Genomic DNA, 11,350 nt, shown 5'->3' with positions numbered 1-11,350 from the left:
GTGCGTCGGCCGCCGCCGGGGCGACGGTGCCGGGTGCCCGCCGCAGCAGCGTGATGCCGTGGTCGCTGCGCACCACCTGGTAGCCGCTGCGCTTGACGGTGGCGAGCTCCTGCCGCTCGCGGTCGGGCGACATCGGCCAGCCCATCGGCTGCCCCTCGTCGACCACGATCCATTCGGCCGTCGACCAGTTCTGCGGCCAGCCGAACACGATGACCTCGCAGCGGTTGGTCAGCTGCGGCACCAGCCGGTTCGACGCGGAGACCCGGGCGCCGTCCGGGACGGTGGCGAGCACCGAGCGGGCGGCCTCGACCCGGGCCGGGGTCCGCCACAGTTCGGTGGAGAAGAGCTGCCCGAACGCGAAGCCCGGCAGCAGTGCCAGGGTGACCGTCAGACTGACCGGCAGTGCCGCGCGGGCGATCCAGCGGGGCAGCAGCCCCTGCCGGCCGCGGGCCTTCACCAGGACGTCGACGAAGGCGGCGAAGACGATCGGCATCAGGACGGCGCTGTAGTGGTAGTTGGTGCCCCAGTACGCCGGGTTGTTGGAGAGCAGCCGCCAGCCGAGGGTGGGCAGGGCGACGATCATCAGCGGGGAGCGGGCGGCCAGCAGCACGGTCGGGGCCAGCAGCAGCAGGACGGTGGTGACCTTCTCGCTGGGGGTGACCAGGTCGAGCGGCAGGGTGAGCAGGTTCCGCCCGCCGGAGCCGCCGCTCAGGTTGTCCCAGTACGCGAAGCTGCCGCCCGGGCTCATCGCCGGGAGCAGCACCAGGAGTTCCAGCAGCGAGGAGCCGACGCCGAGGAGGATGCCGGCCACGCCGACCCGCCGGTCGCCGCGCCACAGGATGTAGGCGCCGACGGCGGCCACGGTGATGCCGAGGTCCTCCTTGACCAGGACCAGTGGCGCGGCCCAGGCGAGGGCGGCGATCCAGCGCCGTTCGCCGAGCGCGACGACCGAGAAGGCGATCAGCGGGACGGCGAAGGTGATCTCGTGGAAGTCGAAGCCGAGGGCGGAGGCCAGCCCCCAGGAGAGCCCGTAGCCGAGGCCGGTGATCCCGGCGGCGACCGGTCCGAGTTCGCGCAGTGCCCAGCGGGTGATCGGCACGGCGGCGACCGCGACCAGGGCGGACTGGGCCAGCAGCAGGACCTTCGCGGAGGGCCAGAGCCAGTAGAACGGGGCGAGGGCGGCGAGGGCGGGCGAGAAGTGGTCGCCCAGCAGGTTGAAGCCGGGGCCCTTGAGTTCGACGATCGGGCCGCGGCCCTCGGCGTAGCCGCGTACGCCCTGCTCGAAGATCCCGAGGTCGTATCCGCTGGTGAGCAGGAGTTCATGACGGCGAATGGTGAAGAAGGAGTAGACCAGGAACAGGGTGAGGGCGACCGCCCAGGGGATGAATCGCACCCGCCGATCGGCAGGGGACACCGCGCTCGACGGTTCGTCACCCTCCGTCCTGCGTTGAAGTGCTGATGTGAGTGTACTAATTGTCACTGAACATCCCCGTCGTTCCGGGTGCGAGTGGTCTGTGGCCGATTCTTGTTCGACGCCTCGGGGTGGCGGGCAGGTTCAGCCACGGGCGAACGCCGCCGGGCGTGTCGGCCCCCGGGCGGGCACCGTAGCATGGAGAAGCCCTCCCCGGCGATTGAGGCGCCGGGGAGGGCACTCATTTCCTGTCCGATCGTCAGATCACCATGCTGGATTGATGATCACCGATCTGACTGGCATTCACCTCCACTGCTGGTACGAGCCGCCGTTGCCGCCCAGGGTGTAGACGCTGCCGTTGGCGTTGCTGTCCAGGTAGAGGCCGGTCGCGAGGTTCCGGTAGGTGTGCCCGTAGGGGCCGTTCCCCCGGACCCACTTCTGGTAGCTGCCGCCGTTGCAGCTCAGCGCGTAGACGTTGCCGTTGCCGTTGGAGTCGAGGCAGAAACCGGTGGCCTTGTTGCGCAGGGTGAAGGTCGACCCGCCCAGGTCGCTGGAGTACCAGCGCTGGTACGAGCCGCCGTTGCCGGGGAGGGTGTACACGTTGCCGTTGCCGTTGCTGTCCAGGTAACGGCTGGTGGCGACGTTCTGGAGGGTGATCTCGCTGGTGGCGGCGCTCGCCTGGCCGGCGGCCAGAACGGTCGCGCCGCCGGCCAGGACTGCGGTCGAGGCGACGAGGGCGACGGTGCGCTGGAGGAGATTCATCGCATTTCCTTCCCGTGGTGACCGGCCCTCCGGCCGGTCGTTACGGAACTTATCCGGAAATGCGTCGGTGGCGATATACCGGCCGGTCCGGCCCGCCTTTCTTCGGCCATCGGGAATTATGTCGCCAAAATGTTCTGAATATTAGATCAATAATTCACAGCTGTTCGTTGTCGAAGGGGTTTCTGTGGAGGGTCTGTCCGGGTCGCGTGAAGGGTGACGGGTTCCCTTTCGGGTGGCGGATCCCGGGTAAACGGGCAAATCAGGCAATCAGCCGTGCCCGAACTTGGCCGGATCCGGCCGGGGCGCACGGCCCCGGCCGGGGGCGCACAGGTCGCGCGAGGGGAGCGGACTCAGGCGATCCACACCGTGGTGACGTTGCAGAACTCCTTGATGCCGTGGCCGGACAGCTCGCGGCCGAAGCCGGAGCGCTTGACGCCGCCGAACGGCAGCGCCGGGTGCGAGGCGGTCATGCCGTTGAAGAACACCCCGCCCGCCTGGATGTCCCGGACGAACCGCTCCTGCTCGGCCGGGTCCTCGGTCCAGACGTTGGAGCTGAGCCCGAACGGGGTGTCGTTGGCCAGCGCCACCGCCTCGTCCAGGTCGGCGGCCCGGTAGACCGTGGCCACCGGGCCGAAGGTCTCCTCCTGGTGGATCCGCATCCGCGGCGTGATGCCGGTCAGCACCGTCGGCTCGTAGAACCAGCCCGCGTCCAGGCCCTCAGGCCGCCGCCCGCCGCACTCCACCCGGGCCCCGTGCGCCCGGGCGTCCTCGACCAGCTCGGCGATCTCGTCCCGGCCCTGCCGGCTGGCCAGCGGGCCGACCTGGGTCGCCTCGTCCATCGGGTCGCCGACCCGCAGCGCCGCCATGGCGGCGGTGAACGCGGCGGTGAACCGGTCGTAGACCTCGGTGTGCACGATGAACCGCTTGGCGGCGATGCAGGACTGCCCGTTGTTCTGCGCCCGCGCGGTGACGGCGGTGGCCGCGGCGGCGTCCAGGTCCGCGCTCGGCATCACCACGTACGGGTCGCTGCCGCCGAGCTCCAGCACCGCCTTCTTCACCTCGTCGGCCGCCGCCGCCGCGACCGCCCGCCCGGCCGGCTCGCTGCCGGTCAGCGTCACCGCGGCCACCCGGGGGTCACGGACCACCGCCTCCACCGCCGCCGAGCCGATCAGCAGCGTCTGGAAGCAGCCCTCCGGGAAGCCGGCCCGCCGGAACAGCTCCTCCAGCGCCACCGCCGTCCGCGGCACGTTGGACGCGTGCTTGAGCAGCCCGACGTTGCCCGCCATCAGCGCGGGCGCGGCGAACCGCACCACCTGCCAGAACGGGAAGTTCCACGGCATCACCGCCAGGACCGCGCCCAGCGGCCGGTAGCGCACATAGGCGCGGGCCGCCCCGGCGTCGGCCACGTCGGCCGGCTCCGGGTGCTCGTCGGCGAGCAGCGCCTCGGCGTTCTCGGCGTACCAGCGCATCGCCTTGGCGCACTTGGCGGCCTCGGCGCGGGCGGCGGCGATCGGCTTGCCCATCTCCTCGGTCATGGTGCGGGCGACGCTCTCGCGGTCCTCGTCGAGCAGTTCGGCGGCGCGGCGCAGCAGCCCGGCGCGCTGGGCGAAGGAGGTGGTGCGGTAGGTGCGGAAGGCCGCCTCGGCGCGGGCCAGCCGCTGTTCCAGGCCGGCCGCGTCCAGCGGTTCGAAGGTCTCCAGGGTCTTGCCGGTCGCCGGGTTCACGCTTGCGATGGGCATCGGGGCCCCTCCCAGGGGTGCGCGGGGGTGGAGGTGTCGGTCCTCCCACCCTGGCCCACCGCCCGCGCCCCGGGTACCACCCCCGCCCGGCGTGTCCCGGCGGACGGTCCGGCTCGGCCGGTCGGCCCGGGCCTACTCCGGCAGTGCCTCCGCCCGGGCCGCCGCGTCGCGGGCCCGGGCGCCGGCCCTGGTCCGCCCGGCGGTGACCAGGCGGTTGGGGAACCGGTGCAGGTACTCGGCCTCCAGCTGCCCGGTGCGCAGGGTGTGCCGCTTCAGGGCCTCCTCCGACCCGTACAGGAAGGTCTCGTGCCTGGTCCGGTGCAACTGCTCCAGCTCGTGCAGCAGTGTGTCGTTGCCCAGGGCGTGCGGGGAGATGCCCTCTGGCCTGGCGTGCGCGGTGTCGGGGTGCGCCATGTCCACTGCCTCCTCGGACGGGAAACCCCCCGAGTACCCGTTGCCCCGTCGACCTCACCGGTACACCCGTTCGGCCCCGGCAGGGCCGCGGGGAGGCGCCCCGGCTCCGGATGCGGGCGGAAAAAACGTAGGATGAAACCTTCATATCCGCACCGAAACCACCGGACAGGCGTCGATGGCAATCCCCAAGGCCGAACTCCACCTGCACATCGAAGGCACCCTGGAGCCCGAGCTGGCGTTCACGCTCGCCCGGCGCAACGGCGTGGAGCTGCCGTTCGCGGACGCCGAGGAGCTGCGGCGGGCGTACGCGTTCGGCGACCTGCAGTCGTTCCTCGACCTGTACTACGCGCTGATGTCGGTGCTGCGGACCGAGGAGGACTTCGAGGAGCTCGCCGAGGCGTACCTGGCGCGGGCGGCGGCGCAGGGGGTGCGGCACGCGGAGATCTTCTTCGACCCGCAGGCGCACACCGCGCGCGGGCTCTCGCTGCCGGTCGTCGTGGACGGGCTGGGGCGGGCGCTGGACCGGGCCGAGCAGCGGCACGGCATCAGCACCCGGCTGATCATGTGCTTCCTGCGGGACGAGTCGGCCGAGTCGGCGCTGGAGACCTTCGAGGCCGCCCGGCCGTGGTTCGGCGGGCGGATCACCGGGGTCGGCCTGGACTCCGCCGAGGTCGGCCACCCGCCGGCCAAGTTCCGCGAGGTCTACCGGCGGGCCGCCGAGGCCGGGCTGCACCGGGTCGCGCACGCCGGGGAGGAGGGCCCGGCCGCCTACATCACCGAGGCGCTGGACGTGCTCGGGGTGGAGCGGATCGACCACGGGCTGCGCTGCCTGGAGGACCCGGCGCTGGTCGAGCGGCTGGTCCGGGAGCGGATCCCGCTCACCCTCTGCCCGCTCTCCAACGTGCGGCTGCGCTGCGTCGACACCCTGGCCGACCACCCGCTGCCCGCGATCCTCGCGGCCGGCCTGCTGGCCACCGTCAACTCCGACGACCCGGCCTACTTCGGCGGCTACGTCGGCGACAACTTCGACGCCCTCGCCGAGGCGCTCGGCCTGGACCAGGACACCCTGCGACTGCTCGCCGCCAACTCCTTCCGGGCCTCCTTCCTGCCCGAGGAGCGCCGCGCCGCCCTGCTGGCCGAGGTCGCCGCCTACGAGTTCGGCACCGCCTGACACGGGCCGCGGCGCCGCCCCCGCCAACGGGGACGGCGCCGCGGGCCGCGTGGGAGCAGGGCCCGTCCGGCAGTTAGCGTCAGATTGACGATAAAGGCGTCCGGGCACTACTGTGCCGGCCATGACAGTGAACGTGGTCCTGACGCGCGACAGCGTGTGCATGGGAGACGACGGCCAAGCGCCGCACCGGCAGGACGCCACCTTCGACGGCGCTACCACCCTGGGCGATTTCGTGACCCGGGTGGCCGACTACCCCCTCCGCATGCGCGGTGCCCGCTGGGTGATGTTCCTCGGCCGGAACCGCGCCGAGGGTTCCCCGATCGCCGAGATCTCGCCGGAGTGGGCGGGCCCTCGCTTCCCGGCCGGGGCCGACCCCCTGCTCCCCCTGGCCGCCCTCCCCGCGGCCGACGGTGAGCTGGGCTTCTTCTTCCAGTACCACCCCGGCAGCGTCCCCCTGGCGGGACCGCCCGACCCCGGCCTCACCGCCCTCGATCCGCTCGCGGGCCGACTCGCACTGTGGCTCGCCGAGCGCTGTTGAGGCCCGCCCGTGACGGTGCGACCGGACGGCCCAGGGTGGACAGGCCGATGGCCCCCACCTGGGAAACTGCAGGTGGGGGCCATCGGGGAGGCTCGGTCAGAGCAGGGTCGACCAGTAGTACCAGAAGCGGTTGAGGATCAGCAGGGCGATCACCGCGTACCAGAGGGCCGGGACGACCCAGTGGTAGCGGGCCGCCTCGCGGACGGCCGGGCGCAGGGCGCGGGGGACCGGGACGATGCCGGTGCGCAGGTTGTGCAGGGTGGTGTACCAGAACAGCGGGATCATCGCCGTCCAGACCACCATGCAGAACGGGCAGAGGGCGCCGATCCGGTACAGCGCCTGGTACATCAGCCAGGTCACGAAGCCGATGCCGAAGACCGTCCCGGCCTGGAGGCCCAGCCAGAACCAGCGCCGGTAGGTGGCGCCGGCCAGCAGTCCGGCGCCGATCGCGATCACCACGGCGAAGCCGGCCAGGCCGAGCAGCGAGTTGGGGAAGCCGAAGGCCTCGGCCTGGTCGCTGCGCATGATCGAGCCGCAGCTGATGATCGGATTGATGTTGCAGTTCGGGACGTAGGACGGGTCCTTCAGCAGCCGGATCTTGTCCAGGGTGAGGACCGCCGAGGCGAACAGCCCCAGCGCGCCGCCGATCACCAGCAGCAGGGCGAACGGGCGGCTCGCGCCGTACCCGGGCCGGGTGCCAGCGGGGGCGGTGACGGGGGAGGGGGCCGTCATCCGGTCACCTGCTTGACCATCGCGGTGAACTGCTCGGGCGAGACGGGCTTGCCGCCGGCGAACACGTCGAGCTTCTTGCCGTCCAGGCGGACGGTCGGGGTGCCGGTGACGCCGCTCTTGTCGAAGGCCTTGTTCACCTGGCCGGCCCAGGGCAGGTAGGTGCCCTCGCGGACCGCCTTGACGAAGCCGTCGGTCTTCAGGCCCGGCACCTTGTCGGCCAGGTCGAGCAGGTGGTTGACGTCGGCGAAGGCGTCGTCGCGCTCCTCCGGCTGGTTGGCGTAGAGCACGTCGTGGAACTGCTTGAACTTGTCCACGCCCTCGTTCAGCGCCGCGCCGGCGGCGGCCAGCGCGGTGCGCGAGCCCTTGCCGCCGAGGCCCTGGTCGAGGAAGGTCGCCAGGTGGTACTCGATCTTGTAGCTGCCCGCGTCGGCGAGCTGCTGGACGGCCGGGCCGGTGGTGGTCTCCAGCTGCTCGCAGAACGGGCAGCGGAAGTCCTCGTAGACCTCCAGCGTGTGCGGGGCGTCCGCCTTGCCGTAGGTGACCACGGTGCCGTCCGCGCCGCTCGCGTTCGCCGGCACGACCAGCGGGCCCGCGGTGTCGCCGGAGGCGGAACCGGAGCCGGAGCCCGACGGCGAAGGCGACGCCCGCCGCGAGGGCGAGCAGGACGGCGGAGGCGGTGCCGACCACCGCCCGGCGGCGGATCCGGGCCGAGCGCTCGGCCTGCTCGCGCTCCTGGCGCATCCGCTCGGTGGCGGCCCGGCGGGCGGCCTTCCGGTCGCCGGCGGTGGTGCTCTTCTTGGGGGAGGTGCTCATGGTGGAGGTCGTCCTGGTGCTCTTGGCGGGGCGTGCGGGCGCGGGGGCGCACGGCCGGCCGGGGACCGGGGGACCGGGAGGTCCGCGGGGTCGCCTAGCGGGCGGGCGCCGGCAGCCGCGCGGGCGGGCCGCGCCGGACGGCGGGCCGGAGCCGGACGGACTCGGCGGGGACCGGCACCCGGCTGGCCCGGGGGAACGGCACCCGCGCCACCGGACGGGCCGGCAGGGGTGCGGTCAGCAGCGTCAGCCAGTGGCCGGCCGCGGCGGGGAAGCGCCGGGCGAAGTCGCCCAGGATCCGCGCCGTGCGGGCCAGCCCGGACAGCGCGGCGTCGGCGCTGCGCAGCCAGTACGCGGCGGCCAGCGCGAGCGCGGTGTGCAGGAGCAGCAACAGGGCGAGCCCGACCGGCCGGGAGAGGCCGTGGCCGAGCAGGAGGCCGCCGAGCGAGCCGCCGCCGCACAGCAGCGGTTCGAGACCGCGGGCGGCGCCGGGCGGCAGCGAGGGGCAGGTGGACTGGGCGAGGTCGAACAGGGCGCTCAGGCCGAGTTCCAGCGGCAGGAAGACCGCCGCGACGACCCGGTAGCCGCGCTCGCGGCCGGACAGCGCGAAGGCCACCGCGAAGACGGCGGCCCCGGCCACCGCCAGCGTGCCGAGCGGCAGCGGGCGGCCGGTGACCAGTACCTGGCCGAGCCCGGCGAGCAGCACGAGCAGCGCGGCGAAGACCGCCGCGCGCAGCGTCCTGGTGTCCCGGGCACAGTTCATGAGTCCCGAGTGTGCCACAGGTTGAAAGCCGAACGAGTGGCTCGGGAGCCCGCTGTGAAGATCCTCACCACCGGCCCTGAACTGGGCTTATATGCCGTTTACGGTGACCGTGCCGGGCGCCTCGACGACCGGCTCTGGCGGGGTCGCGGCGGCCGCGACCCGGGCCTCGACCAGCTCCCGGAACGCCGCCAGGTCGGTCCGCACGGTCCGCTCGATCGCCCCGGCCAGCGCGAAGCCGCCGGGGCCGCCGAACGCCTCCCGGACCTCCCCCGGGTCGTACTCGACCCGGACCTGCACCCGGGTGTGCGCCGCGTCGAGCGGGCGCAGCGCGAAGGCGCCGTGCAGCGGCGGACCGTCCAGGGTGCGCCAGGCCATCACCCGGCCCCGGCCCCGGTCGGTGATCTCGGTCTCGACCTCCCGTTCGGCGCCGGCGATCTCCACCGCGAGATGGGCCAGGTTGCGGCCGTGCGGCTGGGCGGTGCGGACGCCGTCGACGAAGCGCGGGTACTCGTGGACGCGGTGCAGCTGCTCCCAGGCCGCCAGGACGGGGGCGTCGATGTCGATCTGTTCCTCCAGCGTGCTCATGGCCGGCCGGACCTCCTCGGGTTGGCGCGCGGTCCACTCCTCCAGCCTGCGCCGGAGGGCGGCCCGGGGCAACGGAGCGGTCGGCGGAGTCGGCGGAGGAGGCGAACGGTGGAGGAGGCGAACGGCGGGCGGCCGGGCGAGACTGGGCACATGCCGGAGCTGCCCGAGGTCGAGGCCCTGACCGCCTTCCTGTCCGCACGGCTGACCGGGCGGGTGATCGCCGAGGTGCGGCCGGTGGCGATCAGCGCGCTCAAGACCTACGACCCGCCGGTGACGGCACTGGTGGGGCGGACGGTCGGCCCGGTGGTCCGGCACGGGAAGTTCCTGGACATCGGGACGGACGGGCCGCGCCTGGTGGTCCACCTGGCCAGGGCGGGCTGGCTGCGCTGGCGGGAGCACCTGCCGGCGGAGCCGCCGAAGCCGGGCGGGCGCAACCCGCTGGCGCTGCGGGTGCGGCTGGAGGGCCCGGACGGGGACGGCTTCGACCTCACCGAGGCGGGCACCAAGAAGGGGCTCGCGGTGTACGTGGTGCGGGACGCCGAGGAGGTCCCGGGGGTGGCGAGGCTGGGCCCGGACCCGTTCGACCCGGACTTCGACCTGGCGCGCTTCCGGGCGCTGCTGGCCGGTGAGCGCCGCCGGATCAAGGGTGTGCTGCGGGACCAGACCGTGCTGGCCGGGGTCGGCAACGCCTACTCGGACGAGGTGCTGCACGTGGCGCGGATGTCCCCGTACAAGCTGGCGGCCGATCTGTCGGAGGAGGAGACGGCGCGGCTGTTCGAGGCGCTCGGCACCACCCTGCGCGAGGCGGTGGAGCGCTCGCGCGGACTGGCGGCGGGGGAGCTGAAGGCGGAGAAGAAGCTCGGCATGCGGGTGCACGGCCGGACCGGGCAGCCCTGTCCGGTCTGCGGGGACACCGTGCGGGAGGTGTCCTTCGCGGACTCCTCGCTGCAGTACTGCCCGAGCTGCCAGACCGGGGGGAAGCCGCTCGCGGACCGGCGGCTCTCCCGGCTGCTGAAGTAGTGCGAGTGCTGAAGTCGTACGCGTGCTGAAGCAGTGGGCGGGCTGAAGCCGTACGCGCCGTCGGCCGGCCCCGTTCCGCGGCGGGAGGCGGGGCCGGCGGGACGCCGGGGATGCCGTGGACGCCCTACGGCTTGCGGGCGAGGCCGCCCCAGTAGTACGCCGCGTACGGGTCGGCCGGCTGCTCGCCGTCCGGGTGCCAGGCCATCACCGGGGCGACGCCGGGCTCGATCAGCTCCCAGCCGTCGAAGAACCGGGTGACCTCCTCCTTGCTGCGCGGCACCAGGGTCATCCCGGCGGCCCGGGCGGAGGCGGTCACCTGGGCGACGGCGGCCTCGTTGAAGTCCTGGGTGGGGTGGGTGAGCGCGATGTAGCTGCCGGAGGGGAGCGCGTCGCGCAGCGCGGCGACCTTGCCCCACGGGTCGTCCTCGTCGGCGATCAGCATCAGCACGGCGATCATCAGCATGCCGACCGGCTGGTCGAGGTCCAGCGTGGTGTTGAGGGCCGGGTCGGCCAGCAGCTCGGCGGGCTTGCCCAGGTCGGCGTGGATGTAGGTGGTGCGGCTGGCCGGGGTGGAGACCATCAGCGCGCGGGCGTGGGCCAGCACGATCGGGTCGTTGTCCACGTAGACCACCCGGGTGCCGGTGCTGACCGACTCGGCGATCTCGTGGGTGTTCGGCGAGGTGGGGATGCCGGTGCCGAGGTCGAGGAACTGGCGGATGCCGTAGCGCTCGGCGAGGTGGCGCACGGCGCGCTTCTGGAAGCCGCGGTTCTCCTTGGCCTGCGCCTTCATGGTGGGCACGGCCTGCTCGATGGCCTGGCCCATCGCGCGGTCGGGCGGGAAGTTGGTCTTCCCGCCCAGCCAGTAGTCGTAGACGCGGGCGGAGTGCGGGGTGCTGGTGTCGACCCCGTACTTCTCCCACTGGCTGAGTTCGGCGGCGTCGTTCTCGGACCGGTCGGCGAAGTCCTGACTCGTCGTCATGGCCACGTCCTTTTAAGACAGATCATCACACTGGGAGAGGTCAGATTAGCGGGCCCGGCGGGGGTCCGGTCACGGGGTGGGCGAACAGCCGGTGCACAGGGCGCGCCTTGGGCCGTTGGGGTGGTGATCGAACCCGTCGGGGTAGCCGCTGGGAGACGGGCCGATGAACGGGGGACAGATGCAGTCATGCTGTCTGATCGTCAGATTACTTCGCGAAGGTTACTGCTGGTCGCGGCGGGGATGTCGCTGCTCGGGGTCGCCGGGTGCGGCCGGGCCGAGGAGGTGGTGAAGGCCGCCGCCGCGGCCCGTTCGGCGGGCCCGGACCCGCTCCCGGGGGCGACGCCCGCCGAGGGGCCGCCCACGACTCCGGCCGCCGCACCGACCGCCGAGCCGTCCCCGGCCCCGTCCGTCGCGCCGACCGCGGAC

Annotated in this window: 12 protein-coding genes and 1 pseudogene; 4 read left to right on the top strand and 9 right to left on the bottom strand. The window is 73.1% G+C overall.

Translation table 11 applies throughout. The annotated features are described in order from the left end of the window. From VR45_RS32570 to VR45_RS32555, 4 genes are all read right to left on the bottom strand, one after another. The coding region (locus VR45_RS32570) for a DUF2079 domain-containing protein (protein WP_045943486.1) at window positions 1–1,393 on the bottom strand (1,393 nt) is incomplete at its 3' end. Window positions 1,394–1,714: 321 nt separating this feature from the next. Next, window positions 1,715–2,173 (bottom strand): RICIN domain-containing protein, encoded by a 459-nt coding sequence (locus VR45_RS32565; RefSeq protein ID WP_078897046.1) that lies wholly within the window; start codon window positions 2,171–2,173, stop codon window positions 1,715–1,717. A 350-nt stretch (window positions 2,174–2,523) separates the two neighbouring features. Beyond that, entirely contained in the window at window positions 2,524–3,912 is a 1,389-nt protein-coding gene (locus VR45_RS32560) for an NADP-dependent succinic semialdehyde dehydrogenase (protein ID WP_045943485.1), read from the bottom strand. Between the two features lie 132 nt (window positions 3,913–4,044). Then, window positions 4,045–4,326 (bottom strand): DUF6158 family protein, encoded by a 282-nt coding sequence (locus VR45_RS32555; protein ID WP_030397015.1) that lies wholly within the window; start codon window positions 4,324–4,326, stop codon window positions 4,045–4,047. 175 nt (window positions 4,327–4,501) lie between these two features. Between VR45_RS32555 and VR45_RS32550 the strand changes: the two genes are divergently transcribed. Both VR45_RS32550 and VR45_RS46160 read left to right on the top strand, forming a co-directional pair. Then, window positions 4,502–5,497, top strand: a complete 996-nt coding sequence (locus VR45_RS32550) for an adenosine deaminase (RefSeq protein WP_045943484.1) — start codon at window positions 4,502–4,504, stop codon at window positions 5,495–5,497. Between the two features lie 121 nt (window positions 5,498–5,618). Further along, window positions 5,619–6,035: a hypothetical protein gene (locus VR45_RS46160; RefSeq protein ID WP_159394432.1), complete on the top strand. Its 417-nt coding sequence runs from the start codon at window positions 5,619–5,621 to the stop codon at window positions 6,033–6,035. A gap of 96 nt (window positions 6,036–6,131) precedes the next feature. Here the strand turns inward: VR45_RS46160 and VR45_RS32540 are convergent, their stop codons facing one another. The 4 genes from VR45_RS32540 to VR45_RS32525 form a co-directional block, all read right to left on the bottom strand. Further along, window positions 6,132–6,767, bottom strand: coding sequence for a vitamin K epoxide reductase family protein (locus VR45_RS32540; RefSeq protein WP_045943482.1), 636 nt, complete (start codon window positions 6,765–6,767; stop codon window positions 6,132–6,134). Then, complete coding sequence (locus VR45_RS32535; protein ID WP_234326390.1) at window positions 6,764–7,345, bottom strand: thioredoxin domain-containing protein; 582 nt, start codon at window positions 7,343–7,345, stop codon at window positions 6,764–6,766. Before VR45_RS32535 ends, VR45_RS32540 begins: the two co-directional genes overlap by 4 nt. 329 nt (window positions 7,346–7,674) lie before the next feature. Then, window positions 7,675–8,340, bottom strand: coding sequence for a hypothetical protein (locus VR45_RS32530; RefSeq protein ID WP_045943480.1), 666 nt, complete (start codon window positions 8,338–8,340; stop codon window positions 7,675–7,677). An 87-nt stretch (window positions 8,341–8,427) separates the two neighbouring features. After that, a complete protein-coding gene (locus VR45_RS32525; protein WP_078897047.1) occupies window positions 8,428–8,925 on the bottom strand; it encodes an SRPBCC family protein in 498 nt (165 codons plus the stop codon). A gap of 150 nt (window positions 8,926–9,075) precedes the next feature. Between VR45_RS32525 and VR45_RS32520 the strand changes: the two genes are divergently transcribed. Then, entirely contained in the window at window positions 9,076–9,945 is an 870-nt protein-coding gene (locus tag VR45_RS32520; protein ID WP_045943479.1) for a DNA-formamidopyrimidine glycosylase family protein, read from the top strand. Window positions 9,946–10,069: 124 nt separating this feature from the next. Here the strand turns inward: VR45_RS32520 and VR45_RS32515 are convergent, their stop codons facing one another. After that, window positions 10,070–10,924 carry an SAM-dependent methyltransferase gene (locus tag VR45_RS32515; RefSeq protein WP_078897045.1) on the bottom strand — a complete coding sequence of 285 codons (855 nt, stop codon included), beginning with the start codon at window positions 10,922–10,924 and terminating at the stop codon, window positions 10,070–10,072. Between the two features lie 186 nt (window positions 10,925–11,110). Here VR45_RS32515 and VR45_RS32510 point away from each other — a divergent pair. Then, window positions 11,111–11,350 (top strand): annotated as a pseudogene (locus VR45_RS32510) (hypothetical protein); the annotation flags it as partial.

Source organism: Streptomyces sp. NRRL S-495 (assembly GCF_000966955.1).
Taxonomy (GTDB): domain Bacteria; phylum Actinomycetota; class Actinomycetes; order Streptomycetales; family Streptomycetaceae; genus Kitasatospora; species Kitasatospora purpeofusca.
This window is presented reverse-complemented; position numbering and strand designations above follow the sequence as displayed.

Excerpts from the sequence above, each read along its gene's own strand:
- VR45_RS32530 (WP_045943480.1), bottom strand. The coding sequence starts at position 8,340 with ATGAACTGTGCCCGGGACACCAGGACGCTGCGCGCGGCGGTCTTCGCC.
- VR45_RS32525 (WP_078897047.1), bottom strand. The coding sequence starts at position 8,925 with ATGAGCACGCTGGAGGAACAGATCGACATCGACGCCCCCGTCCTGGCG.
- VR45_RS32560 (WP_045943485.1), bottom strand. The coding sequence starts at position 3,912 with ATGCCCATCGCAAGCGTGAACCCGGCGACCGGCAAGACCCTGGAGACC.
- VR45_RS32565 (WP_078897046.1), bottom strand. The coding sequence starts at position 2,173 with ATGAATCTCCTCCAGCGCACCGTCGCCCTCGTCGCCTCGACCGCAGTC.
- VR45_RS46160 (WP_159394432.1), top strand. The coding sequence starts at position 5,619 with ATGACAGTGAACGTGGTCCTGACGCGCGACAGCGTGTGCATGGGAGAC.
- VR45_RS32520 (WP_045943479.1), top strand. The coding sequence starts at position 9,076 with ATGCCGGAGCTGCCCGAGGTCGAGGCCCTGACCGCCTTCCTGTCCGCA.
- VR45_RS32550 (WP_045943484.1), top strand. The coding sequence starts at position 4,502 with ATGGCAATCCCCAAGGCCGAACTCCACCTGCACATCGAAGGCACCCTG.
- VR45_RS32515 (WP_078897045.1), bottom strand. The coding sequence starts at position 10,924 with ATGACGACGAGTCAGGACTTCGCCGACCGGTCCGAGAACGACGCCGCC.
- VR45_RS32555 (WP_030397015.1), bottom strand. The coding sequence starts at position 4,326 with ATGGCGCACCCCGACACCGCGCACGCCAGGCCAGAGGGCATCTCCCCG.
- VR45_RS32540 (WP_045943482.1), bottom strand. The coding sequence starts at position 6,767 with ATGACGGCCCCCTCCCCCGTCACCGCCCCCGCTGGCACCCGGCCCGGG.